The organism is Thermus thermamylovorans (assembly GCF_004307015.1).
Taxonomy (GTDB): Bacteria; Deinococcota; Deinococci; order Deinococcales; family Thermaceae; genus Thermus; species Thermus thermamylovorans.
The window spans coordinates 1-26,718 of record NZ_SIJL01000018.1; the positions used below are offsets into that span (position 1 = coordinate 1).

Sequence of the window (26,718 nt, forward strand, 5' to 3'; positions counted from 1 at the left end):
CACATGTGTCTGTCCAGGTTCAGCCCTCCCTCCGGCCGCCCGGAGCCCCGAGCCCGAGGGGGTGGCCTCCCACCCTCGCCCCAGCTTCGCCGTCAGCCCAAGGGCGCGGGGGCCTTATACCCTTGGCGGCCTTCCCCTAGCGGGGGCGGGGGGGCGTTACTCCTCCCGGAACTCCCCCGCCACCCGGCCCAGGACCACCACCTCCCCCGTGCCCAAGGCGTAGCGCACCCGGTCCCCGCGGACGAAGCCCCGCTCGTCCCGGCTCTCCACCTCCCCGAAGAGGTAGGCGTACCCCTCCTTCTCCTGCACCAGAGCCCGCGCCGCCCGGGTCACCCGCTCCCCCTGGCGGAACTCCACCCCCCCGAGGAGCCAGAGCCGGTCCTCGTCCAGGCGGTAGCGCAAGGCGCCCGCCTGGCCCACCAGGGGCCTCTCCCCTTCCCGAAGGACCTCGAGGGGGCCCTCCAGGAAGGCCTCGCCGGTGTCGTTCCGGTACCGCAGCCGCTGGCCCCGGACCCGCACCTGGCCCTCCTGAAGCCACACCTCCCCCGCTTCGGGGCGCAGGTCCAGGTGCCCTGCCTCCTCCAGGTAGCGGGCCCTTCCCCCCAAGAGGAGAAGCTCCTCCTGCCCCCCCCGCTCCACCACCGCCAGGGGACCCCGGGCCTCCACCCCCTCCCCAAGGCGCACCTCCACCCCTTGGGGGTCGTAGAGGACCAGGCGCAGGTAGCGCTCCGCCCGCCCCTCCCCCGCCCGCCTTAGGCGCAGGAGGTAGGGAAGGCCCTCCCGCCGGTAGTCGGGGTTGAAGGCCGCCTCCACCTCCTGCCCGAGCTCCAGTCCCTCTTCCAGGACGCTCCCCCCGTCCAGGAAGAAAGCCTGCTCCTCCACCTGGACCCTCTCGGGGGAGAGGGCCAGAAGGCGGCCCACCAGGAGGTCCCCGTAGTCGGCGTAGAAGAGGCTCCCCTCCTCCCCGCTCACCGAGGCCACCACCCGCTTCTCCCCCCGCAGGAGCTCCACCTGGGGACGGAAGGCCTCCTGGGCGGCCACGCCGAGGAGGGCGGCCAGGGCCAGGCAGGCCCGCCAGCCTCCCCCTCGCCGGAGGACCCCGAGCAGGGAGGGACCGGGCGGGGGCCTCACCTCACCTCTCCCCCAGCTTGCGGAACTCCGCCGCGGGCAGGCGGAAGGGCTGGCCGTAGACCCGCACCTGGCGGCGGTTCACGTTGTGGAGGAGGGTGCTGCCCGAAAGCCGGAACCCCTCCTTCCGGTTCTCGCTCACCGCGGGGCGGCCCAGGACGAGGGCCTCCCCGGTGGTGTCGTCGTAGTAGAGGCTCTCCCCCACCGTCACCAGGTCCCCGTCCTCGAGGCGCACCCCCCCGGTGGCGATGAGCCGCTTGGCCCCGGTGAGGCTCCGCACCTCCTTGGCCCGGATCACCAGGTCCCCCTCCCGGCGCTTGCGCAGCAGGACCACCTCCCGGGGGTCGGTGAGGACGGCCAGGCCCCTTTCCTCCTCGTAGTAGACCAGGGCCGCCCGGCCCTCCTGGTTGCCGCTCCTGAGGAGGGCCCCCTCGCTGGTGGAGGTGTCGGTGTCCACCTGGAAGGTCATGCGCCGGGCCTCCACCTCCACGGCGTCCTCCCCCGGCCGGGGCTCCTGGCGCATGCGGGCGGGGCCCAAAAGCTCCCCCTCCCCCGTGCGCTCCCGGTAGACCAGGGCCGGACCCTGGGCCTCCACCCGGCCCCGGCGGACCACCACCCCGCCCTCGAAACGGGCCTCCCGCTCCCCCTCGGCCTGCTGCATGGTCCGGCCCGGGGGGGCGGTGAGGGTGGCCCGGGGGGCCTGGATCAGGAGGTCCTTCACCCGCCCCCGCACCTCCCCCTCGAAGGTCCAGGGGCCAAAGCGCAGGTCCCCCGAAAGCCTCCCCCCCTCCACCTGGATCACCCGGACCCCCGCGGCCGCGAGGGCCAGGCCCGCCCAAAGCGCCAGCAAAAGCCAGATCCCTTCCCTCACGAGCGACCTCCTTCCACGGTGCAGGGGCCGAAGGCCCCCCCGGCGGGAAACTCGAAGCGGGGGTTTTCCGCCTCCATGCGCTCCAGGGCGAAGTCGGCGCGGAAGGCCTGGGCCTCGCCCCTGAGGTTGGGGGCCTCGAGGCGCACCCAGGGGGCCATAAACCCCTCCCGCTGCCGGATGAGGACCGCGCCCCCCGAAGGGGCGGAGAGCTCTAGGCGGTAGCAGCCCTCCAGGATCTCCACCTGGGCCTGGGGGGCCCGCAGGTCGTCCCCGGCCTCCACCGCTACCTCGGGGGCGAAGAGACGCAGGTCCAGCCGCCCCTCCACGAGCCGCTCCCCCCGGATCCCTCCCCGGATGCGGAAGACCCCCCCCTCCTCCGCCATCTCCTCCGCCTGGAAGCGCCACACCACCCCCTCCTCCTCGGGGTAGAGGTAGAGGGTCACCCCGTAAAGCCGCACCGGAGGGGGCTCGGTAGGCCCCTCCGGGTGGGGGAGCAGGAGGGCCAGGGCCAGGAGAAAGGCTAGGGCCAGGAGAAGCCGCACCACGCCCTCACCTTATCCCCAGACCCTTGAGAAAGATGACAGGAAGTTCTAGCCCAGCACATCCCGGGGGCTTCCCCGCACCCGCAGGTTGGTCCAGGTCTTGCGCAGGCGGAGGAGGATCTGCAAGGGCCGGTAGAGGGGAGAGAGGGGCAGGGCGTAGGCGGGAAACCGCACCCTCCGGCCCCCGAACCCCTCCTTGAAGCGCCATATGCCCTCGGCGTGGCTGCCCTCCGGGTTTTGGGGCACGCCCCAAAGGTCATAGACCCGGTAGCCCTTCGCCATGGCGTGGCGGATGGCAGCCAGGTGCATGCCCATGGGGGCCTTGGCCTCGGGGTGGGTGCGGCTGCTCCCCCCGTAGAGGTAGGCCACCTTGCCGGCGAAGCCCACGAAGAGCCCCGCCGCCAGGGCCTCCCCCTCCTTGCGGGCCAGGGCGAGGAAGGCCTCCCCCAGGGGCTGGTTCATGGCCCGGAGCACCGCCCGGTAGTAGTCCTCGGAGTGCTGCAGGAGCCGGGCCCGGCGGTTGGTCTCCTGGAAGAGGCGGAAGAACTCGGGGAAGGCCTCCTCCCCTTCCACGGAGAGCTCCGTGCGCTTCAGGGCCAGGCGGGCGTTTCGGCGGTGCATCTCCTTCATACCCCTGAGGAGGGCCTCCTCCCCCTGGGTGAGGTCCAGCCAGAGGGTGTAGGCGGGCTGGATGGGCTCCTCGGGGAGGAGGCCCGGGAAGGCGGGGAGGGGCTCCTCCGCCCCCAGGCCCGCCTCCGGCTCCAAAAGCAGGTGGGTGGCCCCAAGACCCCGGGCCAGGGCCCGGGCCACCGCGGGCAGGTCGCCGAGGCGCCCCAGGGCCGGACCCCGGGGGGCGTAGGCCAGGCGCCACCCCCCGGGCAGGGGCCTGAGGAGGACCTGGGCCGCGCCCAAAAGGCCCCCTTCCCCGTGGACCGCCAGGCGGCGGGGGGTCCAGCCGGAGAGCCGCTTCACCTCCCCCCAGCCCCAGGACTGGAGGGGGCTCGTGATGGGAAGGCCCGAGACCAGGCGGTTCCAGGCCTCGGGTTCGGTGACCTCCAGGGGCTCGGCCATCCCCTAAGCGTACAGGATCTGGGCCAGCTCCTCCAAGAGCCCGTCCCCCTCCAAGGGCAGCCGCCCCTGCATCCGGTACCCCGCGAGCAGGGGAGCGAAGCGGGGATCCTGGACCCGGGCGGCCCGCTCCCCCAGGGGCACCAGGGGCCAGCCGTAGGCCAGATGCCCCAGGAGGTCGTAAAGGTCGTACGCCCCGGGGAGGACGCGGCGCAGAAGGGCCTCGGTCCAGCCCTTGGCCACCAGGTTGGCGAGGAGGGCCCGGCGGCTTCCCGTCCTGAGCCAGAGGGCCCGGAAACGGCCTTCCTCGGGCAAGGCCTGCCGCAAGCGCTCCCGCACCTGGGCCAAGGAGGCCACCCGCTCCCCCCCGGCAGGAGGTAGCCCTGGCGGGAAAGGAGGCCCTCCACCGCCTGGCGCAGCCTGCGGCTGCTCACGGGTTTCTCCAGGAAGAGGTCCGCCCCCAAAGCGCGGCTCGGCCCCGAAAGCTCCTCCCCGCCGCCGGTGAGCATGACCACGGGCACCTTGGCGAGGCGGCGTACCGCCCGGATACGCCCCAGGAGGGTGAGGCCGTCCATGTCAGGGAGGAGCACGTCCAAGAGGATGAGGTCCGGGGTCTCCCGGCGCAGGTATGCCAAAGCGGCCTTGGCGGAGTCCGCCAGCACCACCTCGTGGTTCGCGCCGGAAAAGACCACCTCCAGAAGGCGGCGGATGCCGGGATCGTCGTCCACCACCAAAAGCCGCGCCACAGGGGCCATGCTAAGGGAGCCCCCTCCCCCCTGTCTACCCGAGGGGTGTACCATGAGGGGCATGAGGATCGCCTTCCAGGGCACGGAAGGAGCCTACAGCGAGGAGGCCCTGCTCAAAACTTTCCCCGGCGCCCTGCCCGTGGGCTTTCCCACCTTCCACCAGGTCTTCGAGGCGGTGGAGCTGGGAGAGGCGGACCTGGGCGTGGTGCCGGTGGAAAACACCACCGCGGGCAGCATCAACCAGACCTACGACCTCCTCCTGGAAAGCGACCTGCACGTGGTGGGGGAGGTGGTCCACCGGGTGGAGCACTGCCTCCTGGCCCCCAAGGGGATGGAACTCAAGGACCTCAAGGCGGTGAAAAGCCACCCCCAGGCCCTGGCCCAGTGCGACGGCTTCCTGGCCCGGATGCGCCTCACCCCCATCCCGGTCTACGACACCGCCGGGGCCGCCCGGGCCCTGGCGGAAAGCCCCGAGGCCGGGGTAGGGGCCATCGCCAGCCGCCGGGCGGCGGAGCTCTATAGCCTGCAGGTCCTGGCGGAGAACATCGAGGACTACCCCCACAACTACACCCGCTTCTTCGTCATCGGGCGCAAGGAGGCCGAGCGCGGCGAGGGCCCCCACAAGACCAGCGTCGTCTTCGCGGTGCGGCACCGGCCCGGAGGGCTTTTGGAAGCCCTCACCGTCTTCGCCGAGGCCGGGGTGAACCTCACCAAGCTGGAGTCCCGGCCCCGGCGGGACAAGCCCTTCAGCTACCTCTTCTATCTGGACCTGGAAGGCCACCTGGAAGACCCCGGGCCCGCCCAGGCCCTCCTCGGGCTCCTGCGGCGGGCCGCCTTCCTCAAAGTCCTGGGTTCCTATCCCGCCTACCGCAACGGCGTCTAAGGCCCCCCTCAGCCGGGCCGCACGTCCACCACCCGCTCCCCGGCGGCCCTGAGCCTTTCCGGGACCCCCTCCACGCCCTCCCCCACCACCCTTAGGACCAGGCGTTGGTAGCCCTCCAGGTGGGCGGCGGTGGCGATGGAGAGGATATTGGCCGGAGGCACCGCCTGGGCCATCTGAGCCAGGGCCCCGGGCACGTCGGGGATGTCCACGGTGACCCGCAACCCCCCCAGCTTGAGGCCCAGCACCTCGATAAAGGCCCTGAGCACGTCGGTCACCGTGATGATGCCCACCAGCCTCTCCTCCTCCATCACCGGCAGTCCCCCGATCTTGCGCTCTTCCATGAGAAGCGCCGCCTTCTCCAAAGGCTCGTCGGCCGCCACGGTGATCACGGGCTTGGCCATCACCTCTTGCACCGTGAGCTTGGAGAGGAGGTAGTTCATCTCCCAGACGGAGAGGGTGGTGGCCTTGGAGGGCATGGCGTCTTTGAGGTCTTTGTCGGTGACGAGGCCCAGGAGCTTCCCTTCCCTCACCACCGGCAGGCGGCGGAAACCCTTTTGCTTCAGGAGCTTGATAGCCTCCAGCACGGGGGTGTCCGGGGCCACGGTGAAGGGATCCTTGGTCATCCAGTCCTTGACCAGCATGCGTTCACCTCCGGTCTCCAGTCTACCCTAAGGGCAGAAGAAAAATGTCCCCCCTCCAGGAACCTGGAGAGGGGAAACCCCAGGGGCCCCTAGCGCAGGTTGGCCCCGATGACCACCCGGCCAAAGCGGCCGCCCCCGAAGGGGTAGAGGTACTCCCCGTCCAGGAAGAGGCCGGTCCGGGCATCGAGGAGGACCTCCACCCCCAGGGAGAGGTGGAGCCCCAGGTCGGTAGCGGCAGCGAACCGGGCCCCCAGGCCCCCGCCGAAGTAGGGCCGGATGCCCCGCAGGTTCCGGTCTACCTGGCCCAGGTCGGGCTTAAAGAGGAGCTCCCCCGCCGCCAGGAAGCTCGGGCCTCCGGGGTAAAGGTCCACGAAACCCCGGAAGGCCAGGTTCTGCTCCAAGGGCGCTTCCAGGCCCAGCCCCAACCCGGGGCCCGCCTGGGGCAGGGAGAGGCGGAAGGAAACCGCCCGCTGGGCCAGACCCACGCTGCCGACGAGGAGAAGTAACACCAGGAGCATCGCCTTGCGCATGGTCTCACCTCCGGGGGCAAGGCTACCCCATACCCTAGCCCAAGCGCAAGAAAGCTTCCTCTCACCCTGGGCTAACCCTCCTCCCGTAAGCTTGGCACCATGAGCCGTTACCTCCTTCTCGCCCTGGTGGTCTTGGGGGCCCTCCTCGCCCCCATGCTGGCGCAAAACCCAACCCCCGCCAGCCGCATCGGTTTCGTGGACGCCGACGCCTTGATCCAGGCCCATCCGGACTACCGCAGGGTGCAGGACCTCCAGGCCCAGGCCCGCCGGGAGATCGCCCCCCTGGAGGAGAGGCTGAGGCCCCTGGACCAGAAGGTGCGCTCGGGACAGGCCACTGCCCGGGAGCGGCAGGACTACGAGGCCCTTCTCAAGACCTACCAGGACACGGTAAGGAAGTGGCAGGAGCGGCAGAACCCCGTGCTCCAACCCATCCTGGAGGAGGTGGACCAGGCCATCGCCCGGGTGGCCAAAGCCCAGGGTTTCTCCGTGGTCATGAGCCGCCAAGTGGCCGCCCAGTCGGGCCTGGTGGTCTACGCCGACGAGAACACCGACCTCACCCAGGCGGTGATCCGCGAGCTTAGGCGTTAACCCCCGCTGGCTCCCCTTGTCCCCTGGGGATCCTCCGCCGGGGGGCTTCCCTTAAAGGGTGCCCCCCGGCCCAGCCTTATAATCTTTCCGATGGCCAAGCGGAAGCCCGCGAGACCCTCCCGCAACCGCGACCTCGAGGCCCTGGCCGCCCTCGTGGGGGCCCTAGGTCTCTTCCTCCTCTCCCCCCTCCTTCCCCTGGACACCGGGGCCCTGGGGGAGTTCTTGCGCCGGCACCTCTACCAGGCCTTTGGGCTTCCCGCCTACCTCCTGCCCCCGAGCCTCTTCCTGCTGGCGGGCTTCCTGTACCGGGAAAGGCCCCTGGGGCCCCTGCTGCGCCACCTCCTCTTCCTCTTCCTCCTGGCCTTGGCCCTCCTGCCCCTCCTGGGACCCCTGGGAGGCCGCCTGGGGGCGGCCTTAGGGGAGCTCCTCGCCGCCCGGGTGGGGAGCCTAGGCCACCTCCTCCCCCTCCTCCTCGCCTCCCTGGTCCTGGACCTGTGGCGGCGCAACCCCCCCCTGCACCTCCTCCTCAGCGGCCTGCGCCTGGGGGTGGCGGGGGTGCGGCGGGCCCGCTACTGGCTGAAGGCCCTGCTCCTGCGCCGCAAGGTGGCCCTCCTGGCCCGCCTGTACCCGGAGCACACCGCCCTCAAGGCCCTGGCGGGAAGCCTCTCCCCCGCGGAGCTGCCCGAGGTGGAGGGGGCCCTGAAGGCCTTTCTGGAAGAGCGCGTGGCGGAGCTCAGGCGGCGCATGGAGGAGGACCACCGGCCCCTGGAACCCCGCCTGAGCGCCCTCATCCAGGGGCTGAAAACCCCCCTGCCGGGGCAAGGCCCCTTAAGGGACGCCTTGGAAGAGCGGCGGGCGGCCCTGCTCCTGGAAGCCCGGGCCCTCATGGCCCGGCTCAAAGCCCTCCTGCCCCTCCCCCCCTTGCGGCCCACCCCCTCGGGGCTCCTGCGGGGGCTACGGCTCAAGGCGGAGCGCCAGGCGCGGTGGGAGGAGCTTTCCGGGCTCCTCGAGGACCTGGAGGGCCGCCAGGCGGGGCTCGCCCGCTGGCTGCCCTTCCTGGACCTCTCCCCCGAAGTGCAAAGGGAAGCCCTCCGGGCCCTCCTCACCGGCAACCCTCCCCCCGACCCCGCCGCCTTCCGGTCCCCCACGCCGCCCGCCCCCGAACCCGAGCCCTTAGACCTGGACCTGGTCTTTCCCGACCCCGCCCCGGCCCCCCAGGACCCCCCGCCCCGGCCCGAGCCCGCCCGGGCGGCGGCGGTGAGGCCCCCCGGCACCGCCCTCGCCCTGCCCAGCCCCGACCTCCTGGACCCCCCGGAGCCCAGGACCGCCTCCCGGGGCCTGGAGGAGGAAGCCGAGCGCCTCAAAAGGGCCATCGGGGAAACCCTCCGCCACTTCGGGGTGCAGGCGGAGGTGGTGGGCCACGCCCGGGGCCCCACCGTGACCCGCTACGAGCTCCTCCCCGCCCCGGGGGAGAAGATCAGCCGCATCCAGAGCCTGCAAAACGACCTGGCCCGGGCCCTGGCGGTGGGGGCGGTGCGGGTGGAGGCCCCCATCCCGGGCAAGAACACCGTGGGCCTGGAGGTACCGAACCCCAGAAGGGAGGTGGTGCGCTTCTCCGAGGCCGTCCTCTCCCCTGCCTTCCAGAACGCCAAGGCCCTCCTCCCCCTGGTCCTGGGCAAGAGCCTCGAGGGGGAGATCTGGGTCAAAGACCTCGCCAAGATGCCCCACCTCCTCATCGCCGGCTCCACCGGAAGCGGTAAGAGCGTGGCCATCAACGTGCTTATCGCCAGCCTCCTCTTTAAGCACCTTCCCACCCACCTCCGCCTCCTCCTCATCGACCCCAAGATGGTGGAACTCACCCCCTACGAGGGCATCCCCCACCTGGTGCGCCCCGTGGTCACGGGCCCCGAGGAGGCGGCCGGGGTCCTGCAGGGCGCTGTGGCCCACATGGAGCGCCGCTACCGCCTGATGAGCGGGGTGGGGGCCCGGAACCTGGAGCAGTACAACGCCAAGGTGGAGCGGGAAGGGGGGGAGACCCTTCCCTACCTGATCATCGTGGTGGACGAGCTGGCCGACCTGATGATGACCGCCCCCAAGGAGGTAGAGGCGGCCATCCTGCGCCTGGCCCAGATGAGCCGGGCCACGGGCATGCACCTGGTCCTCGCCACCCAGCGGCCCAGCGTGGACATCCTCACCTCCCTCATCAAGGTGAACATCCCCGCCCGCCTGGCCTTCGCCGTGGCCAGCGGCTTCGACTCCCGCACCATCCTGGACACCCAAGGGGCGGAGAAGCTCATCGGTCAGGGGGACGCCCTCTTCCACCAGCCGGGCCTGCCCAAACCGGTGCGCCTCCAGGTGCCCTACCTCTCCGAAGAGGAGGTGGGCCGCCTGGCGAGCTTCCTGCGGGGCCAGAGCTTCGAGGACCGCTTCGCCGAGGCCTACGGGGCCGATTTCGAGCCCCCCAAAGGGCCGGAAGGGGCTTTGGGCGAGGTGGACTTCTCCGACCCCCTCCTGAGGAAGGCGGCGGAGATCGTGGTGGAGGAGGGCCAAGGCTCGGTGAGCCGGCTGCAGCGCCGCCTTGCCATCGGCCACGCCCGGGCCGGGAAGCTCATGGACGCCCTGGAGGCCATGGGCATCGTGGGCCCCGCCAAGGGCTCCAAGCCCCGGGAGGTGCTGGTCAGCAAGGATCAGCTCAAGGAGTTTTTTGGCTAGGGGATGTGCTATGATGGCCCCTTGTGGAAGCGGTGCCGGGCGGGCGCTGGGTGGCGGAGATCTACGGGTGTGACCTGGAGGTGCTGGAAAACCCCAAGATGGTGGAGGCAGCCCTCCTGGACGCGGTGATGCGCCTGGGGGCCCCCAGGGGCTCGGCCCAGTCCGTGGTCTACAAGTTTCACCCCCAGGGGCTTTCGGCGGCGGTGGTGAGCCCGGTGGCCGCGGTGATGATCCACACCTGGCCCGAGGACGGGGCCTCGGCCGCCCTGGACCTCTACTTCTACCGGGACGGGGTAGACCCGGAGGAGGTCCTGAAGGGCCTCTCCCGGGCCTTCGGGGCCAAGGAGGAGTCGGCCTTCCGCTACTGGCGGGGAACGGAACACGCCATCCGGCGCCGGGCCTTTGGCGGCCAGCAGGGAGGTTGAAGCCATGGACTACGGCATGTACTTCTTCGAACACCTCACCCCCTACGAAACCCTGGTGCGGCGGATGGAGCGGGTGGTGGCCGCGGGCCGCACCCGATACCAGGACTACTTCCTCTTCGAGACCCGGGGCTTCGGCAAGGTGCTGGTCCTGGACAAGGACGTGCAGAGCACGGAAAGGGACGAGTACGTCTACCACGAGACCCTGGTCCACCCCGCCATGCTGGCCCATCCCGAGCCCAGGACGGTCCTCATCGTGGGGGGCGGGGAAGGGGCCACCCTGCGGGAGGCCCTCAAGCACCCCACGGTGGAGCGGGCGGTGATGGTGGACATCGACGGGGAGCTGGTGGAGGTGGCCAAGCGGCATATGCCCGAGTGGCATCAGGGAGCCTTCGACGACCCCAGGACAGTCCTGATCATCGAGGACGCCCGGGCTTATCTAGAGCACACCCAGGAAACATACGATGCCATCATCATCGACCTCACGGACCCCGTGGGGGAAGACAACCCCGCCAGGCTCCTCTACACGGTGGAGTTCTACCGCCTGGTGAAGGCCCACCTGAACCCGGGCGGGGTCATGGGCATGCAGGCGGGGATGGTCCTGCTCAGCCACCACCGGGTGCACCCCGTGGTCCACCGCACGGTGCGGGAGGCCTTCCGCTACGTGCGCAGCTACAAGAACCACGTCCCGGGCTTCTTCCTCAACTTCGGCTTCCTCCTGGCCTCGGATGCCTTCGACCCCGCCGCCTTCTCCGAGGGGGTGATGGAGGCCCGGATCCGGGAGCGGGGCCTGGCGCTCCGGCACCTCACGGCCCCCTACCTCGAGGCCCTCTTCGTCCTGCCCAAGGATCTGCAGGAGGCCCTGGACCGGGAGACCCTGGTTTCCACCGACACCAGCCCCTTCTACGTCACCCCCGAGGGGGAGGCCCGGCAGGCCCCCTACCCGGGCTAAGGCCTTCTCACCCGGGGCGTGGTAAAGTAGGCCCATGCCGCGGGCTTTGGTTCTTGCGGTCCTGGTCCTGGCCCTTTTGGGCCTGGGCTGGATCCTTTGGGGCCCCAAGGGGCAGCGGGGGCTGGACCCCGCCCAGGGGGCCCGCTTCGCCCTGGGCCGGGAGGACGCCCCGGTAACCGTGGTGGACTTCTCCAACTACCTCTGCGGCTTCTGCCAGCGCCACGCCCTCGAGGTCCTACCCCGGCTCAAGGCCGAGTACATCGACACCGGCAAGGTGCGCTACCTCTTCCGGGACTTCCCCTTCCCCGGCCAAGCCCAGGTGATCCGGGCCGGGGAGGCCGCGGCCTGCGCCCACGAGCAGGGGCGCTACGCCCTCTACCACGAGGTCCTCATGCGGGCCGCCGCCTCCTGGGGTGGGCTCCAGGGAACGGTCCTGGACCGCTACCTGTTGGACCTGGCCGGCCAGCTGGGCCTGGACGAGGGCGCCTTCGCCCGCTGCCTGGCCTCCGAGCGCCACCGCGCGGGGGTCCTGGCGGACCAGAAGCTGGCCACGGACCTGGGCCTCACCGGCACCCCTACCTTCTTCATCAACGGGGTGCGGTACGGGGGCTTCCTGGCCTACGAGGAGTGGCAGCGGCTCCTGGAACAGGCCCTGAGGACCCCCTAACCCCGGGGGAGGGGGCGAGGGCGGGGCGGAGGCCCCGGCTATAATGGGTGGGGTGAGCCATGGCGGGTCACAGCAAGTGGGCCCAGATCAAGCGCAAAAAGGCCGCCAACGACCTCAAGCGCGGCAAGATCATCTCCAAGCACCTCAGGGCCATCCAGGCGGCGGCCCGCGCGGGGGGAAGCCCTCTTCCTGAGGCCAACGTCCAGCTCCGGAACGCCATCGAGGCCGCCCGGGCCGACGACGTCCCCATGGAGAACATCGAGCGCCTCCTGCAGAAGCTCCAAGGGGGCGGGGAAGGGGCCGAGCAGTACGAGGAGATCGTCTACGAGGGCTACGCCCCCGGGGGGGTGGCCCTCCTGGTCTACGCCCTCACGGACAACCGCAACCGCACCGCCGGGGAGGTGCGCCACGTCTTCGGCAAGCACGGAGGCTCCTTGGGCGCCTCGGGGAGCGTGGCCTGGCAGTTCGAGCGCAAAGGGGTGATCGTCTGCCAGAACTCCGAGGCCGCCCAGGAGGCGGCCATTGAGCTCGGGGCCCTGGATCTGGAAGAGGAGGGCCAAAGCCTCACCCTCTACACCGACCCCGCGGAGGCCTACCGCATGGCCGAGGCCCTCAAGGGGCGGGGCATCCCCGTGGAGGCGGTGGAGGTGGTGCAGCACCCCCAGAACACCGTGGCCCTGGGCCCCGAGGAAGCCGCCAAGGTCCTGCGCCTGGTGGAGGCCCTGGAGGACCTGGACGACGTGCAGCACGTCTACACCAACCTGGACCCGGCAAGCCTCCAGGTGGAGGTCTAGCCCCATCCGCCCTCGGCCCCGGGCAAGCGGGGACCCTCGCGGCGCAAGCCGGGGCGGAGGGCCCGGCCTGGTTTGCTCACCCCCTCTTGCGCTTTTTCTCCTCCCGCATCATCCGCCGCCGCTCGGCCCGGGAGAGGCCCGGCTGGGGTGGGGGGGTGGCGGGCCGCTTCCGCTCCGTCCCGAAGGGACTGGCCTGCTGCGCCTGGGGAGCGGGCACGGGCACATAGGGGGCCTCCCGCACCGGGCGCACGGGCTCCGCCTCCACCTTGAGGCGGAAGAGGAACTTGGCCACCTCCCCCTTGATGAAGGCCACCATCTCGTTGAAGAGCCGGGTGGCCTCGATCTTGTACTCCTGGAAGGGGTCCCTCTGGCCGTAGCCCCGGAGGAAGATGCCCTGGCGGAGCACGTCCAGGTTGTGCAGGTGCTCCTTCCAGGCGGAGTCCACCACGTTGAGGATCACGAAGCGCTCCACCGCCCGCATGAGGGGCGGGGAAAGCTCCTCTTCCCGGGCCTCGTAGGCCTTGAGGGCGGCCTCCAAAAGCCGCTCCACCCCCTCCTCGGGCTTCAGGGCGCGAAGCCCCTCAAAGGGGAAGTCCCCGAGCTGGGGCGCGGTGTCCAGGAGGGCGGCCTTGAGGCCCTCCAGGTCCCAGTCCTCGGGATGGATCTGGGGGTTCAGGAAGTTCTCGGCGACGGCGGCCACCGCCTCCTCCACCATCCCCCTGGCGGCCTCCCGCACCTCCTCGTCCTTCCCCAGGAGGATGAGGCGGCGCTGGGCGTAGATCACCTCCCGCTGGCGGGCCATCACGTCGTCGAACTGCAGGAGCTGCTTGCGCACCCCGAAGTGGCGGTCCTCCACCCGCTTCTGGGCCCTTTCGATCGAGCGGGTCACCATGGGGTGTTCGATGGGCTCGGAGTCGTCGAAACCCATGCGGTCCAGCATGGCGATGACCCGCTCCGAGGCGAAGAGCCGCATGAGGTCGTCGTCGAAGCTCACGTAGAAACGGCTCCCCCCCGGGTCCCCCTGGCGCCCGGCCCGGCCCCTTAGCTGGTTGTCGATGCGGCGGGACTCGTGCCGCTCCGTGCCCAGGATGAAAAGGCCCCCCAGGGCCCGGACCCGCTCCTCGTCCGCCCGGCACTCGTCCCGGATCTGGCGGATCCTCTCCAGGAGCTCCTCCTTCACCCCGAGCTCCCGGGCCAGGACCCGGGCCTCCTCCTCAAGCTGCTCCCCTCGGGAAGGGTCCTGGCCCATGACCAGCTTCTTGATGAGGAGCTCCACCTTCCACTCGTACCGGTCGAAGCCCTCCTTCTCCAAGAGGGCCGCCGCCAGGTACTCGGGGTTGCCCCCCAGCTTGATGTCCGTGCCCCGGCCCGCCATGTTGGTGGCGATGGTGACGGTCTTGCTCCGGCCCGCCTGGGCCACGATCTCCGCCTCCTTGGCGTGGTGCTTGGCGTTCAGCACCTGGTGGGGGATGCCCTGCCGGAGGACGCCTAGGGTGTGCACCGCCCGCTTCAGCCCTTCCCAGGCGGTGCGGAGGTTGCCCTTAGGGGGGATGAGCCCCTCAAAGGGGGCCAGGTCCTCGTCCTTGAGCCCCGCGGGCTTTTCCAGAAGCTTCCTCAGGCGCTCCCACTCCTCCCCCTGCTGCTTCTGGCTGGCCTTCTTGAAGAGCTCCAGGCGCATCTCCAGCCTGGGCAGGTAGAGGCGGGGCTCCTTGAGCATCTGGGAAAGCCTTTCGGACTTCTCGATGCTGATGGTGCCCACCAATACAGGCTGGCCCCTTTCGTACTTCTCGGCGATCTCCTCTACCACCGCGTAGAACTTGCCCTTCTCCGTGCGGTAGACCACGTCGGGGTGGTCCTGGCGGATCATGGGGCGGTTGGTGGGCACTACCACCACGTCCATGCCGTAGATCTCCTGGAACTCCTTCTCCTCCGTCTTGGCGGTGCCGGTCATGCCCGCCCGCTTCTCGTAGAGGCGGAAGAAGTTCTGGTAGGTGACGGTGGCCAGGGTCTGGTTCTCCCGCTCGATCCTCACCCCCTCCTTGGCCTCGATGGCCTGGTGGAGGCCCTCCCCGTAGCGGCGGCCCGGCATCAGGCGGCCGGTGAACTCGTCCACGATGATGACCTGGCCGTCTTGGACGATGTAGTCCCGATCCCGGTGGTAGAGCTCCTTGGCCCGTATGGCCTGGATGAGCATGTGGGCGAGCTCCATGTTTTCGGGGCTGAAGAGCCCCTCCACCCCCAGGAGCTTTTCCGCCTTGGCGATGCCCTGGAGGGTGAGGTGGACGGAGCGGTTCTTCTCCTCGATGGTGTAGTCCCCCGTGGGCTCCTTGCGCACCCCGGGCTCAGCGGGCTGGCCCCTTTCCAGCCGCTTGGCGATCTCCGCCATCTTGTAGTAGAGGTCGGTGGCCTTCTCCGCCGGGCCACTGATGATGAGGGGGGTGCGGGCCTCGTCGATGAGGATGGAGTCCACCTCGTCGATGATGGCGTAGTGGAGGGGGGTGTCGTGGCGGAGCACCAGCCCGTCCGGGCTGATGGCCATGTTGTCCCGGAGGTAGTCGAAACCCAGCTCGGCGTTGGTCACGTAGGTGACGTCGGCGAGGTAGGCCTTGCGGCGCTCCTCGGGGGTGGAGCCGTGCTGGATGACCCCCACGCTTAGACCTAGGCCCCGGTACACGGGCCCCATCCACTCCGCGTCGCGGCGGGCCAGGTAGTCGTTCACCGTGACCACGTGCACGCCCTTGCCGGTGAGGGCGTTGAGGGCCACGGCCAAGGTGGCCACCAGGGTCTTGCCCTCCCCGGTTTTCATCTCGGCGATCTTGCCCTCGTGGAGCACCGCCCCGCCGATGAGCTGCACGTCGAAGTGGCGCATGCCCAGGTAGCGCTTGGCCGACTCCCGGGTGAGGGCGAAGGCCATGGGGAGGAGCTCCTCCAGGCTGGCCCCTTGCCGGTGCTTCTCCCTTAGCTCGGCGTAGGCCGCCTGGAGGTCGGGGATCCTCTCCACTTCCGGCTCCAGCCGGTTGGTGGGCTCCACCACCTGCTTGTGGTAGCGGGCGATCTCCCGCTCGTTGTTGTCGAAGAGCTTCCGTATGAGGCCCAGCATCCTAAGGCCGATTGTACCCCCCGAGGATGAGAAACCCCTCAGGCTTCCTCCAGGGGCCAGTAGGGGGTGGCCCCGAGGCTCAAGGGGCTTGGGGGAAAGCCCGCCCGGTGACGCCTCCAGGCCGCCAGGGCCACCATGGCCCCGTTGTCCTGGGAAAGCCCCTTGGGGGGGAAGTGCACCTCGAGGCCCGCCTCCCGGAAGCGCCCCTGCAGGGCCCGGTTGGCGGCCACACCCCCCGCCACCAGGAGGACCCGGTGCCCCGTGTCCCGGGCGGCCCTTAGGACCACCTCCGCCAGGTGGGCGATGGCCGCCTCCTGAAACCCCCGGGCCAGGGCGGGACCAGGGAGGCCCCTTTCCACCAGGTGCAGGGCCTTGGTCTTGAGGCCGGAGAAGCTGAACTCGTACCCCTCCTGGCCCCTGAGGGGCACGGGGAAGGGGACGGCCTCCTCCGCCCCCTCGGCCAGGCGCTCGATCTCGGGCCCCCCAGGAAACCCCAGGCCCAGAAGCCTCGCCACCTTGTCGAAGGCCTCCCCGGCGGCGTCGTCCCGGGTGGCCCCCAGGAGGCGGTACCTCCCCAAGGCCCGAACCTCAAAGAGGTGGGTGTGCCCCCCCGAGGCCACCAGGGCCAGGAAGGGGGGCTCCAGGCCCTCGGGCCAGGCGGCGGCGATGTGGGCCTCCAGGTGGTGCACCGCGTAGAAGGGCCGCCCCAGGGCCCAGGCCAGGCCCTTGGCGAAGGTGTAGCCCACCAGGAGGGCCCCAATGAGCCCCGGCCCCCGGGTGGCGGCCACCAGGGAAAGGTCCTTAGGCCCTATCCCCGCCTCGGCCAGGGCCCGCTCCGCTAGGGGGCGGAGGACCTTCAGGTGCTCGCGGCTCGCCAGCTCCGGCACCACCCCGCCGTAGGCCTCGTGCAGGGCCACCTGGCCCGCCACCAGGTTGACCACCACTTCCCCATCCCGCACCAGGCCCACCCCGGTGTCGTCGCAGGAGGTGTCAATGCCCAAAATCCACATGGCTATCCTTCCCTCGGATCCAGCACCGGGCCCGGGTAATGGCGGGTATTAGAGCTGACCAAGGTGAGGCCGTGCACCTCCGCCGCTGCCCATTGCAATAGGTCCACTAAAGGAAGCCGGGCTCCCTGGACCTTCCTCTCCCAAAAAAGCCTGGCAGCCCGCTCGGCGACCGCAAAGTCTAAAGGCGCGAAACCCAGCTCCCGGAGAAAGCGGCGCTGGGCCTCCAATCCCCTCTCCGGAACGCCCGCCAACACCTCCGCCACCGTAATGGGCGTAACCCATAGGGTCGCCCCCCGGGCCAAACTCCCCCGCACCCAGGCCACCACCCGGGGATGGCCCCGAAAGAGGTCAATGATCACCGTGCTGTCCAGGAGATAACGCATCCAAACGGGCCTCCGCTTCCCCTCTCAAAGTCCGGACATAGCCCACCACATCCTCCGGCGTGGCCCAGTGGGGAGCCTCCTCAAAACCCACGGAACCCGCCACCTCCTCCACCAGGGAAAGAAGCCGCACCCGCTTGAGGTAGTCTTCCAGGGCCTCCGCCACCACCTCGCTTCGCGAACGCCCTTTCCGCTCCTCGTCCAGGCGCTTTACAAGTTCCTCCGGAAGCCTCAAGTGCACCAGCACCCCGGGCATGGTATCACCTCCTGCTACTCTAGCAGATACCCTTAAGAAGGGACTCAATACCCGCACCCAAAGGTTGTCCCATCGGCCAAAGCCCTAGCGGCGTGCTCGTGGCCTCTTTGGGGCCCCCGTCGTGGCTTGCGCCACGACGGGGTACTTAGGCTAAGGGCAATGCTCTGGCTCCTCCTTCCGGTGCTCCTCCTGGTCTACCTCCTCTACCGAGCGAGGAGGCCCAAGGTGCGCCCCTGGGCCGGCGTGTGGCTTTGGCAGAGGGGGAGGCGGAGGCGGTTCCGGCCCCGGTTGGACCTAAGGCTTCTTCTCCTTCTCCTGGCCGCCGCCTTGATGGTCCTGGCCCTCGAGGACCCTCCCCTGGGGCCCTCCCCCATGGTCTTCGTGGTGGACGCCTCCGCCAGCATGGCCGCCCGGGAAGGGGCCAGGACCCGGCTGGACCTGGCCAAGGAGGGGCTCCTCCCCCTCCTGGAACGGGCCTCCGAGGCGGTGGTGGTGCGGGCCGGGGAGGAACCGGAGGCCTTCGGCCCCGCCCCCGGGGTGGCCCTCCGGGGGGCCCTGCTGGCCCTGGAGGCCAAGGACCGGGAGGCCCGGCTGGAGGAGGCCATCGCCCTGGGCCGGAGGCTCCTAAGGGCCCCGGTGGTGGTGGCCACGGACCGCCCCCCCCCTCCCGGGGTGGAGGGGTACCTGGGGGTGGGCACCCCCCAGGAGAACCTGGGGATCGTGGCGGTGGACCAGGGGTTCCTCTCCCTAGGAAACAGCGCGGGGCGTCCCCTCACCGCCCGGGTCGAGGTGGCGGGAGAGGTGCGGGAGGTGCGGGTGCCCCCCGGGGGCTATGCCCCCCTCGAGGGCCTCCCCCCTACCTTCAGCGCCCGCCTCCTGAACGGGGGGGCCCTGGACCTGGACGACGAGGCGGCCTTCGGCCTCCGCCGCCTGGGGGCGGACTACCCTCCCCTCCCCGCCCTGGAGCGGCTCTTCCGCCTCCTGGGGGCGGTGCCGGGGGACGAGGTGCGGGTGCGGATCGGGGTGCCGGAGGGAACCCCGGAGCGCCCCACCCTGTACCTGGCCCCTTCCGGGGGCCCCCCCATCTCTGTCCTCCTCACCACCCCCCACCCCCTCCTGGAAGGGGTGTCCCTCCTGGGGGAACGCCTGCCCCCGCCCCCCAGGCCCCCCGCCTCCTGGGAGCCTCTGGCGGAGGGGGAAGAGAGCCAGGGCCTCCTCTACTTCGCCGAAGGCGGCCTCTACCTGCCTCCCCTGGAAGCGATCCAGGACCGCCCCCTCTTTCCCCTCCTGATCTACAACTTCCTCAAACCCTACCGGGAGGTGCGCGCAGGGCTCCTGGCCCCGGAGGAGACCCTCCTCCCCACCCCGGGGGCGAGCTTCCTGCCACAGAGCCCCGGAGGAGCCGGGCGCTTTCTGGCCCTCCTGGCGGCCCTGGTGCTCCTCCTGGAGGCCGTCCGGTCCCTCCTGCGCCCCCGGGCCCAGCCCCAGGTATGATGGGGCCGTGGAACGGCAAGGCCACGGCTTCAGCGCCCTCCACGGCAAGGAGGCCCCTCTCCTCCGCACCCGGTGCCCCGCGGAAGAACCCCTCCTCCCCTGCGAAGCCCATAGGGAGCGCGTGGGAGAGGGGTTCACCCTCCTCCCCCTGGGCAGCCCCCTTCGGCCGGGGATCCGCGGCTACGCGCCCCCTGGGCCCGACCCCCGCGCCGCGGGCCCCTGGGCGCTTGAGGGGTAGGGGATGCGCTTCCGCCCCTTCAGCGAGCTGGACCTGGAACGCCTGAACCGGGTGGCGGGAAGCCGCCCCCTAAGCCTTGGCGCCGTGCGCCACTTCGCCCGCACCGGCCACTCCTTCCTGGCGGAGGAAGGAGAGGAGCCCAAGGGCTTCGCCCTGGCCCAGGCGGTGTGGCAGGGGGAGGCCACCACGGTCCTCGTGGCCCGCATAGAGGGGGAGGACCAAGCCACCCTGGAGGGCCTCCTGGCCGCGGTGGTGAAGAGCGCCTACGACGCCGGGGTCTACGAGGTGGCCCTGCACCTGGACCCCGGGCGGAAGGCGCTTACAGGAGCCCTAAAGGCCCAGGGCTTCGCCATCGGCCCCCTGGTCCTGGCGGTGCGGGTCCTGGGGAGCCGGGGCCAAAGGGGGGAAACCCGCGGCGTCCTAGAATAGAGGGCATGAACCGGGTGATGATCGGCATCCGGGGGGAGCCCACCCCCGAGGGGATGGCGAGGATCCTCAGCGCCCTTCGGCGCCTGGAAGGGGTGCAGAGCGCCCAAACCACCGGCCCTGCCCAGCTCCTGGTGGAGTACGACCCCCAGGCCCTCACGGTGATGGACCTCATCCGCACCATCCGGGAGGAGGGCTTTTTGGCGGGCATGCTCTAAAGGCCCCACCGCAGCCAAGCCTGCGGTGGGGACCCCTAGGGCAGGGTAGACTGGTACCCGAGGTGCCCCATGCTGGACTTCTACGCCATAGAAGACCTCCTCACCCCGGAGGAGAAGGAGATTAGGAAGGCCGCCCGCCGCTTCCTGGAGAAGGAGGCCCTGCCCCATATCCGGGACTGGTGGGAGGAAGGGGTCTTCCCCAGCCACCTCATCCCCAGGTTCGCGGAGCTGGGCTTCCTAGGCCCCACCCTGCCCCCGGAGTACGGGGGGGCAGGGGTAAGTAGCGCCGCCTACGGCCTCATCGCCTACGAGCTGGAACGGGTGGACTCGGGGCTGAGGAGCTTCGTGAGCGTGCAAAGCTCCTTGGTCATGTACCCCATCTACGCCTTTGGCAGCGAGGAGCAAAGGCGGGAGTTCCTGCCCAAGCTGGCCCGGGGGGAGATGGTGGGCTGCTTCGGCCTCACCGAGCCCGACGGGGGTTCGGACCCCTACGGCAACATGAAGACCAAAGCCCGCCGCGAGGGGGACACCTGGGTGCTGAACGGCACCAAGATGTGGATCACCAACGGCAACCTGGCCCAGATCGCCATCATTTGGGCCAAGGACGAGGAGGGGCAGGTCCTGGGCTTCCTCGTCCCCACGGACACCCCGGGCTTCCAGGCCCGGGAGGTGAAGCACAAGATGAGCCTAAGGGCCTCGGTCACCAGCGAGCTCATCCTGGAGGAGGTGCGGGTGCCCGAATCCTTGCGCCTGCCCAAGGCGGAGGGGCTCAAGGCTCCCCTTTCGTGCCTCACCCAGGCCCGCTTCGGCATCGCCTGGGGGGTCCTGGGGGCCCTGGAGGCGGTCTATACCGAGGCGGTGGAGTTCGCCAAAAGCCGAAGCACCTTCGGCGAGCCCATCGCCAAAAAGCAGCTGGTGCAGGCCAAGCTGGCGGAGATGCTGGCCGACCACACCGAGGGGCTTCTCCTCGCCTGGCGGCTCGCCCGGCTCAAGGACGAGGGGAAGCTCAAGCCCGCCCAGGTTTCCCTGGCCAAGCGGCAGAACGTGATGAAGGCCCTCAAAGCGGCCCGCCTGGCCCGGGAGATCCTGGGGGGAAGCGGCATCACCCTGGAGTACCACACCATCCGCCACATGCTGAACCTGGAAACCGTCTACACCTACGAGGGCACCCACGAGGTCCACACCCTGGTCCTGGGGCGGGAGGCCACGGGGCTGAACGCCCTTTAGCGGGAAACGGCCCTCATGGTCATCGCCTTCACCGGCGACCCCTTCCTGGCCCGGGAAGAGCTCCTCAAGGAGGCCCGGCTCCGGGGGCTATCCCGCTTCAGCGAGCCCACCCCGGAGGCCCTGGCCGAGGCCCTGAGGCCCGGGCTTTTTGGGGGGGGAGGGGCCATGCTGGACCTGCGGGAGGTGGGGGAAGGGGAGTGGAAGGCCCTAAAACCCCTTCTGGAGAGCGTGCCCGAGGAGGTGCCCGTCCTCCTCCTGGACCCCAAGCCCACCACCGCCCGGGCCGCCTTCTACCGCACCCGGGAAAGGCGGGACTTCCCCACCCCCAAGGGGAAGGACCTCGTGAGGCACCTGGAAAACCGCGCCAAGCGCCTGGGGCTCAAGCTCCCCGCGGGGGTGGTTCAGTACCTGGCCTCCTTGGAGGGGGACCTGGAGGCCCTGGAAAGGGAGCTGGAGAAGCTCGCCCTCCTCTCCCCGCCCCTCACCCTGGAGAAGGTGGAACGGGTGGTGGCCCTGAGGCCCCCCGTGAGCGGCTTCGACCTGGTGCGGGCCGTCCTGGAGGGGGAGGCCAGGGCCGCCTTCCGCCACCTTAGGCGACTTCGGGAGGAGGGGGAGGAGCCCCTGAGGCTCCTTGGGGCCTTCGCCTGGCAGTTCGCCCTCCTGGCCCGGGCCTGGATGCTCCTCAAGGAAAACCCCAGGCCCAAGGAGGAGGACCTCCTCCGCCTCGAGGCCCACCCCTACGCGGCCAAAAGGGCCCTGGAACTGGCCCGAGGCCTCTCCCAGGAGAGCCTCGAGGCCAGCCTGGACGCCCTGGTCCAGGCGGAACGCCGGGCCAAGGAGGGCAAGGACCCCTGGCTGGCCCTGGAACGGGCGGTTTACACCCTCCTCCGCCTCGCCCCGGCAAGGCCCGCCTGATCCGCTTTCCCGGGGCAAGGGTTGACCCGTGGGTCAGTTCTGGGTTAGCCTCCTTCCATGCTGAGCCCAGACCTGGTGGAAACCCTCCTGCGGCAAGCCTTGGAGGGCGGGGCCGACTTCGCCGAGGTCTACGCCGAACGCTCCAGGAAGCGGCGGATGACCGTGCGCTCCGGCCGCCTGGAGGAAGCCAACTCCGGCCTGGACTACGGCGCCGGGATCCGCCTCTTCTTCGGCACCGAGGTGGTCTACGCCTACACCAACGAACTCACCCCAGAAGGCCTCCGGGAGGCCCTGGAAACCCTCCTCCGGGCCAAGGGCGCCCTGGGGCGGGTGGACGCGCGGGGAGCCGGGGGGCTGGACTTCCGCAAGGCCCTCCCCCAGGGCCTGCACGCCCCCAGGGTGCCCCTTTCGCAAAGGGACAAGCGCTTCCGTCTGGAAAGGCTCCTGGAGGCCGAGGCCGGGGCCCGGCTGGCCCCGGAAATCCGCGAGGTGGAGGCCAGCCTGCAGGAGTGGGAGCAGGAGGTGCTCATCGCCAACACCGAGGGCGCCTGGGCCGAGGAAACGCGGGTGCGCACGAGGCTTTACGTCCTGGCCGTGGCCCAGGAGGGCACCGAGGTGCAGACGGGCTACGCCGCCCCCGGCAAGAGCGTGGGCCTGGAGCTCTTTGAGCTCTACCCGCCCCAGGAGGTGGGGGCCAAGGCCGCCCGCCAGGCCCTCACCAACCTGCGGGCCAGGCCCGCCCCCGCCGGGACCATGCCCGTGGTGGTGGGCAACGCCTTCGGCGGGGTCATCTTCCACGAGGCCCTGGGGCACCTCCTGGAGACCACCAGCGTGGCCAAAAAGGCCAGCGTCCTGGCCGACCGGCTGGGGGAGGAGGTGGCGAGCCCCGCGGTGACCTACATCGACGACGGCACCCTGCCCCACGCCTGGGGCTCCACGGAGGTGGACGACGAGGGCCGCCCCACGGAGCGCACGGTGCTGATCGAGAAGGGCATCCTCAAGAGCTACATGGTGGACCGCCTGGGCCACCTCCTCACCGGCTACCCCATGACGGGCTCCGGTCGGCGGCAGGACTACACCTTCGCCCCCACCTCCCGCATGCGCAACACCTTCATCGCCCCGGGGAACAAGGAGGTGGAAGACCTCATCGCCGGCGTGGAGTTTGGCCTCTACGCCAAGGAGATGGGGGGTGGCCAGGTGAAGCCGGGCTCGGGCGAGTACAACTTCGCCGTGCAGGAAGGGTACCTCATCCGCAAGGGGCGCCTCGAGGAGCCGGTGCGCGGGGCCATGCTGGTGGGCAAGGGGCCGGAGACCATCGAGAAGGTGGTGGCGGTGGCGGGGGACTGGGAAAACGCCCCCGGGATGTGCGGGAGCCTTTCCGGGATGGTGCCGGTGGAGGTGGGCCAGCCCCATGTGCTGGTCTCGGAGATCGTGGTGGGGGGTAGGGCATGACCCTGGAGGAAGCCAAGCGGTACCTGTTGAGGCGGGCCAAGGCGCTGGGCCTCGAGGCGGAGGTCCTCTTCCAGGAGGAGCGGGAGCTATCCCTAAGGGCCCGGGAAGGCGCCCTGGAGGAGATCAAGGAGGCCAGGCAGGGGGGCGTGGGGCTGCGGGTGCTGGCGGAGGGCCGGGTGGGCTACGCCTACACCGAGGAGCTCTCGGAGGCCGCCCTGGAGTGGGCCCTGGCCGAAGCCAGGGAAAACGCCCTCCTCTCCGGCAAGGAGGGCTCCTTGCCAGAGGGCCGACCCCTGGGGGGCCACGACCTTTTGGGGGAGGGGCTTTCCGCGCCCCTCGAGGCCAAGAAGGAGGCGGCCCTGGCCCTGGAAAGGACCCTGCGGGAAGACCCCCGCACCCGGACCGTCCTCATGGGCGGCTACCAGGAGCGGGAGGTGCGGGTGGCCCTGGCCAGCACCCGGGGGGCCGAGGGGGCTTTCCGCACCGGCCTCGCCGGGATGGGGGGAAGCTTCGTCATGGGGGATGGGGCGAGCCTCAAGCAGGGCTGGGACTTCCGCCTGGCCAAGGAGTTCCACGCCCTGGACCCCGGGCGCACCGCCTTAGAGCTCCGGGAGAAGACGGCCAGGCTCCTGAACGCCAAGCCCCTCAAGACCGGCCGCTACCGGGCCTACCTGGAGCCCAAGGCCATGGCCAACCTCCTGGCGGTCTTCGCCCAGGCCCTCTCGGGGAAGAACGCCCTGGAGGGCAAGAGCCGCCTCCTGGGGAGGATCGGGGAGCGGGTGGCCAGCGACCTCGTGACCCTGGTGGACGACCCCACCCTGGAGCGGGGCCTCCTCTCCCGCCCCTTTGACGCCGAGGGTACCCCCGCCCGGCGCACGGTGGTGATCGAGAAAGGGGTCTTCCAGACCTTCCTCCACAACGCGGAAACCGCCAGGGCCCTGGGCCAGGAGAACACCGGCCACGCCCACCGCCGCTACCGGGGCACCCTGGACGTGGCCCCCAGCAACCTCTACCTGGAGCCCGCGGGCAACCTGGCCCTGAGGGAAGGGGTGCTCATCACCGAGTTCATGGGCCTCCACGCCGGGGCCAACCCCGTGAGCCTGGACTTCTCCCTGCAGGCCCTGGGGCTTTGGGTGGAGGAGGGGGAGGCGCGGTACGCGGTGGAAAACTTCGCCGTGGCCGGGAACCTCCTGGAGCTCCTCCAGGCCATCGAGGGCCTGGGGGACCAGCTGGAGTGGGAGGTGCTGGGGGCCGCCTTCGGAAGCCCCCTGGTGGCGGTGGCGGAGCTTTCCTTTGCTGGAGCATGAAGGTCTTCGTCACCCGGAGCCTGCCGGGAAAGGCCCTGGATAGGCTAAGGGAGCGGGGCCTCGAGGTGGAGGTCCACGAGGGGCTTTTCCTCCCCCGGGAGGAGCTCCTCCGCAAGGTGGAGGGCGCGGTGGGCCTCATCCCCACGGTGGAGGACCGCATCGACGCCGAGGTGATGGACCGGGCCCCCGGCCTTCGGGTCATCGCCTGCTACAGCGTGGGGGTGGACCACGTGGACCTCGAGGCCGCCCGGGCCCGGGGCATCCCCGTGACCCACACCCCCGGGGTCCTCACCGAGGCCACCGCCGACCTCGCCCTGGCCCTCCTCCTGGCGGTGGCCCGGCGGGTGGTGGAGGGGGTGGACCACGCCCGGAAAGGAGGCTGGCAGGCCTGGCACCCGGAGCTCCTCCTGGGCCTGGACCTAGAGGGCCTCACCCTCGGCCTGGTGGGCATGGGCCGCATCGGCCAGGCGGTGGCCCGAAGGGCCGAGGCCTTCGGGATGCAGGTGGTCTACACGAGCCGCACCCCCAAGCCCCTTCCCTACCCCCACCTTTCCCTGGAGGAGCTCCTGGCCACATCCGACGTGGTAAGCCTCCACACCCCCCTCACCCCTGAGACCTACCGCCTGTTGAACCGGAAGAGGCTTTTCGCCATGAAGCCGGGGAGCATCCTCATCAACACCGCCCGGGGGGGCCTGGTGGACACGGAGGCCCTGGTGGAAGCCCTAAGGGGCCACCTCTTCGGGGCGGGGCTGGACGTCACCGACCCCGAGCCCCTGCCCCAGGGCCACCCCCTTTACGCCCTCCCCAACGCTGTGGTCACCCCCCACATCGGCTCCGCGGGGAGGAGAACCCGGGAGCGCATGGCGGAGATGGCGGTGGCGAACCTCCTCGCCGTCTTGGAGGGGGGAGAGCCCCCCAACCCGGTAGTATGGGCCCCATGAGCTTCGTCGTCGGCCTCATGGGCGGGGCCTTCGGCGGCCTGGTGGGGCTTGGGGGGGGTGTGGTCATGGTCCCCCTCATGGTGGGGGTGCTGGGGCTCTCCCAGCACAAGGCCCACGGCACCAGCCTGGTGGCCGTCTTCTTCACCGGGCTCATGGGGTCCCTGGCCTACGGCCTGCAGGGCTCCTTGAACCCTAAAGCCGCCCTCCTCCTGGCGGCCACCGCCATCCTCACCGCCAGGCTCGGGGCCCGGTACGCCCACCGGCTCCCCGAGCGGGACCTGAAGCGGGACTTCGGCCTCTTCCTGGTGGCGGTGAGCCTCCTCCTCCTCCTCAGGCCCTACCTGGTCCCGGCGGGCCTGGTGCCAAGCCCCCTGCTGCAAGACCTGGCCCTCCTCCTGGCCGGGGCCTTCACCGGCTTCCTCTCGGGGATGATGGGGGTGGGAGGCGGGACGGTGATGGTGCCCGCCATGGTCCTCCTCCTGGGGATAGACCAGCACACCGCCCAGGGCACGAGCCTCCTGGCCATGGTCCCCGCCAGCCTGGTGGGGGCCTACGCCCACCTGCGCCTGGGCAACGTGGACACCGGCCTGGCCCCCGGCCTGGTGCCCGGGGTGCTCCTCGGCACCTTCCTCGGGGGGGAGCTGGCCCACTTGCTACCGGAAAACGCCCTGAGGCTGGTCTTCGCGGGCGTGCTCCTCTGGACGGGGTGGCGGTACCTCTACCCCCAGGGTGTCAAAAGGTAACCCTAAACACCATTCCCCAGGCGCAAGGCGCTTTATGGTGAAGGCGAAAGGAGGTGAGCAACCATGAGGCGCTGGCAGGACTGGGCCAACCTCGTCCTGGGTCTTTGGCTTGTCCTCTCACCCTGGCTCTTGGGCTTTGGCGCCACCCCCGTAGCCATGTGGAACTTCCTCATCGTGGGGGTGGTGGTGGGCTTGATGGCCCTCATGCACCTCCGGGGTGGCCCCATGTGGGAGGAGTGGGTGAACGTGGTCTTGGGCATCTGGCTCATCCTCTCCCCCTGGATCCTGGGCTTTAGCGGCATGGGCAACGCCATGTGGAACGCCCTCATCGTGGGCGTCCTGGTGGGTGTTCTGGCCCTGAGCCTCACGCGGGAAAAACCCCGGGCAGCCTAAGCTCCGCTTCGGCGCTTCATTCAAGCCATCCGCCTAGGCTGCCCCTAGGCGGGCCCCTGAACCTGGACAGACAC

29 protein-coding genes and 1 pseudogene are annotated in these 26,718 nt (G+C 70.4%); 18 read left to right on the plus strand and 12 right to left on the minus strand.

What is annotated here, in order from left to right:
- Nucleotides 1-156: 156 nt before the first annotated feature.
- From ETP66_RS10260 to ETP66_RS12295, 6 genes and pseudogenes are all read right to left on the minus strand, one after another.
- Nucleotides 157-1,065, minus strand: coding sequence for a hypothetical protein (locus ETP66_RS10260; RefSeq protein WP_130842550.1), 909 nt, complete (start codon nt 1,063-1,065; stop codon nt 157-159).
- A gap of 67 nt (nt 1,066-1,132) precedes the next feature.
- Nucleotides 1,133-1,999, minus strand: a complete 867-nt coding sequence (locus ETP66_RS10265) for an LptA/OstA family protein (RefSeq protein ID WP_130842524.1) — start codon at nt 1,997-1,999, stop codon at nt 1,133-1,135.
- The gene (locus ETP66_RS10270; protein WP_130842525.1) at nt 1,996-2,544 is read right to left on the minus strand and encodes a hypothetical protein; all 549 of its coding nucleotides are present in this window, start codon (nt 2,542-2,544) and stop codon (nt 1,996-1,998) included. Before ETP66_RS10270 ends, ETP66_RS10265 begins: the two co-directional genes overlap by 4 nt.
- 45 nt (nt 2,545-2,589) lie before the next feature.
- A complete protein-coding gene (locus ETP66_RS10275) occupies nt 2,590-3,612 on the minus strand; it encodes a lipid II:glycine glycyltransferase FemX (protein ID WP_130842526.1) in 1,023 nt (340 codons plus the stop codon).
- A gap of 3 nt (nt 3,613-3,615) precedes the next feature.
- Entirely contained in the window at nt 3,616-3,966 is a 351-nt protein-coding gene (locus tag ETP66_RS12290; RefSeq protein ID WP_236630297.1) for a type I restriction-modification enzyme R subunit C-terminal domain-containing protein, read from the minus strand.
- Between the two features lie 104 nt (nt 3,967-4,070).
- Nucleotides 4,071-4,418, minus strand: a pseudogene (locus ETP66_RS12295) (response regulator); the annotation flags it as partial.
- On the opposite strand from ETP66_RS12295, the gene pheA reads away from it, so the two are divergent.
- Nucleotides 4,417-5,238, plus strand: coding sequence for a prephenate dehydratase (pheA, locus tag ETP66_RS10285; protein WP_201738525.1), 822 nt, complete (start codon nt 4,417-4,419; stop codon nt 5,236-5,238). The pseudogene ETP66_RS12295 and the gene pheA sit on opposite strands and share 2 nt — an antisense overlap.
- An 8-nt stretch (nt 5,239-5,246) precedes the next feature.
- On the opposite strand, the gene ETP66_RS10290 is transcribed toward pheA, so the two are convergent.
- Together ETP66_RS10290 and ETP66_RS10295 are read right to left on the minus strand one after the other, a co-directional pair.
- Nucleotides 5,247-5,879, minus strand: coding sequence for a CBS domain-containing protein (locus ETP66_RS10290; protein WP_130842528.1), 633 nt, complete (start codon nt 5,877-5,879; stop codon nt 5,247-5,249).
- Between the two features lie 89 nt (nt 5,880-5,968).
- Nucleotides 5,969-6,409, minus strand: a complete 441-nt coding sequence (locus ETP66_RS10295) for a hypothetical protein (RefSeq protein WP_130842529.1) — start codon at nt 6,407-6,409, stop codon at nt 5,969-5,971.
- A gap of 99 nt (nt 6,410-6,508) precedes the next feature.
- Here ETP66_RS10295 and ETP66_RS10300 point away from each other — a divergent pair, with 99 nt between their 5' ends.
- The 6 genes from ETP66_RS10300 to ETP66_RS10325 all read left to right on the plus strand — a co-directional run bounded on the left by ETP66_RS10300 (nt 6,509) and on the right by ETP66_RS10325 (nt 12,544).
- The gene (locus tag ETP66_RS10300) at nt 6,509-6,997 is read left to right on the plus strand and encodes an OmpH family outer membrane protein (RefSeq protein WP_130842530.1); all 489 of its coding nucleotides are present in this window, start codon (nt 6,509-6,511) and stop codon (nt 6,995-6,997) included.
- Nucleotides 6,998-7,087: 90 nt separating this feature from the next.
- Nucleotides 7,088-9,709 (plus strand): DNA translocase FtsK, encoded by a 2,622-nt coding sequence (locus tag ETP66_RS10305; RefSeq protein WP_130842531.1) that lies wholly within the window; start codon nt 7,088-7,090, stop codon nt 9,707-9,709.
- 23 nt (nt 9,710-9,732) lie between these two features.
- A complete protein-coding gene (gene speD, locus ETP66_RS10310) occupies nt 9,733-10,134 on the plus strand; it encodes an S-adenosylmethionine decarboxylase (RefSeq protein WP_130842532.1) in 402 nt (133 codons plus the stop codon).
- 4 nt (nt 10,135-10,138) lie between these two features.
- On the plus strand, nt 10,139-11,083 hold the full coding sequence (gene speE / locus ETP66_RS10315; protein WP_130842533.1) for a polyamine aminopropyltransferase: 945 nt from the start codon (nt 10,139-10,141) through the stop codon (nt 11,081-11,083).
- 34 nt (nt 11,084-11,117) lie between these two features.
- Nucleotides 11,118-11,750 carry a DsbA family protein gene (locus ETP66_RS10320; RefSeq protein ID WP_130842534.1) on the plus strand — a complete coding sequence of 211 codons (633 nt, stop codon included), beginning with the start codon at nt 11,118-11,120 and terminating at the stop codon, nt 11,748-11,750.
- 59 nt (nt 11,751-11,809) lie between these two features.
- Nucleotides 11,810-12,544 (plus strand): YebC/PmpR family DNA-binding transcriptional regulator, encoded by a 735-nt coding sequence (locus tag ETP66_RS10325; RefSeq protein ID WP_130842535.1) that lies wholly within the window; start codon nt 11,810-11,812, stop codon nt 12,542-12,544.
- Between the two features lie 76 nt (nt 12,545-12,620).
- Here ETP66_RS10325 and secA read toward each other — a convergent pair whose 3' ends face one another.
- The 4 genes from secA to ETP66_RS10345 are packed head-to-tail and all read right to left on the minus strand — an operon-like array spanning nt 12,621 to nt 17,290.
- A complete protein-coding gene (gene secA, locus ETP66_RS10330; RefSeq protein WP_130842536.1) occupies nt 12,621-15,644 on the minus strand; it encodes a preprotein translocase subunit SecA in 3,024 nt (1,007 codons plus the stop codon).
- 38 nt (nt 15,645-15,682) lie between these two features.
- Nucleotides 15,683-16,654, minus strand: a complete 972-nt coding sequence (tsaD, locus tag ETP66_RS10335; RefSeq protein WP_130842537.1) for a tRNA (adenosine(37)-N6)-threonylcarbamoyltransferase complex transferase subunit TsaD — start codon at nt 16,652-16,654, stop codon at nt 15,683-15,685.
- Between the two features lie 2 nt (nt 16,655-16,656).
- Entirely contained in the window at nt 16,657-17,037 is a 381-nt protein-coding gene (locus tag ETP66_RS10340) for a type II toxin-antitoxin system VapC family toxin (protein WP_130842538.1), read from the minus strand.
- Nucleotides 17,003-17,290 (minus strand): ribbon-helix-helix domain-containing protein, encoded by a 288-nt coding sequence (locus tag ETP66_RS10345; RefSeq protein ID WP_038045925.1) that lies wholly within the window; start codon nt 17,288-17,290, stop codon nt 17,003-17,005. Before ETP66_RS10345 ends, ETP66_RS10340 begins: the two co-directional genes overlap by 35 nt.
- A 159-nt stretch (nt 17,291-17,449) precedes the next feature.
- Between ETP66_RS10345 and ETP66_RS10350 the strand changes: the two genes are divergently transcribed.
- The 11 genes from ETP66_RS10350 (at nt 17,450) to ETP66_RS10400 (ending at nt 26,644) form a co-directional block, all read left to right on the plus strand.
- Nucleotides 17,450-18,784 (plus strand): vWA domain-containing protein, encoded by a 1,335-nt coding sequence (locus tag ETP66_RS10350; protein WP_130842539.1) that lies wholly within the window; start codon nt 17,450-17,452, stop codon nt 18,782-18,784.
- Nucleotides 18,785-18,791: 7 nt separating this feature from the next.
- Nucleotides 18,792-19,022, plus strand: coding sequence for a hypothetical protein (locus tag ETP66_RS10355; RefSeq protein WP_130842540.1), 231 nt, complete (start codon nt 18,792-18,794; stop codon nt 19,020-19,022).
- 3 nt (nt 19,023-19,025) lie between these two features.
- Entirely contained in the window at nt 19,026-19,451 is a 426-nt protein-coding gene (locus ETP66_RS10360) for a DUF1999 family protein (protein ID WP_130842541.1), read from the plus strand.
- Nucleotides 19,452-19,456: 5 nt separating this feature from the next.
- Nucleotides 19,457-19,666 carry a heavy-metal-associated domain-containing protein gene (locus ETP66_RS10365; protein WP_130842542.1) on the plus strand — a complete coding sequence of 70 codons (210 nt, stop codon included), beginning with the start codon at nt 19,457-19,459 and terminating at the stop codon, nt 19,664-19,666.
- Nucleotides 19,667-19,735: 69 nt separating this feature from the next.
- The gene (locus ETP66_RS10370; protein WP_130842543.1) at nt 19,736-20,893 is read left to right on the plus strand and encodes an acyl-CoA dehydrogenase family protein; all 1,158 of its coding nucleotides are present in this window, start codon (nt 19,736-19,738) and stop codon (nt 20,891-20,893) included.
- Between the two features lie 15 nt (nt 20,894-20,908).
- Entirely contained in the window at nt 20,909-21,808 is a 900-nt protein-coding gene (gene holA, locus ETP66_RS10375; RefSeq protein ID WP_130842544.1) for a DNA polymerase III subunit delta, read from the plus strand.
- A 57-nt stretch (nt 21,809-21,865) separates the two neighbouring features.
- Entirely contained in the window at nt 21,866-23,260 is a 1,395-nt protein-coding gene (locus ETP66_RS10380; protein WP_130842545.1) for a TldD/PmbA family protein, read from the plus strand.
- The gene (locus ETP66_RS10385; RefSeq protein ID WP_130842546.1) at nt 23,257-24,567 is read left to right on the plus strand and encodes a TldD/PmbA family protein; all 1,311 of its coding nucleotides are present in this window, start codon (nt 23,257-23,259) and stop codon (nt 24,565-24,567) included. The genes ETP66_RS10380 and ETP66_RS10385 overlap by 4 nt, the downstream gene beginning before the upstream one ends.
- A complete protein-coding gene (locus tag ETP66_RS10390) occupies nt 24,564-25,508 on the plus strand; it encodes a 2-hydroxyacid dehydrogenase (protein WP_130842547.1) in 945 nt (314 codons plus the stop codon). Before ETP66_RS10385 ends, ETP66_RS10390 begins: the two co-directional genes overlap by 4 nt.
- The gene (locus tag ETP66_RS10395; RefSeq protein ID WP_130842548.1) at nt 25,505-26,251 is read left to right on the plus strand and encodes a sulfite exporter TauE/SafE family protein; all 747 of its coding nucleotides are present in this window, start codon (nt 25,505-25,507) and stop codon (nt 26,249-26,251) included. The genes ETP66_RS10390 and ETP66_RS10395 overlap by 4 nt, the downstream gene beginning before the upstream one ends.
- 63 nt (nt 26,252-26,314) lie before the next feature.
- On the plus strand, nt 26,315-26,644 hold the full coding sequence (locus tag ETP66_RS10400; protein WP_130842549.1) for an SPW repeat protein: 330 nt from the start codon (nt 26,315-26,317) through the stop codon (nt 26,642-26,644).
- The last annotated feature ends 74 nt before the right edge of the window (nt 26,645-26,718 follow it).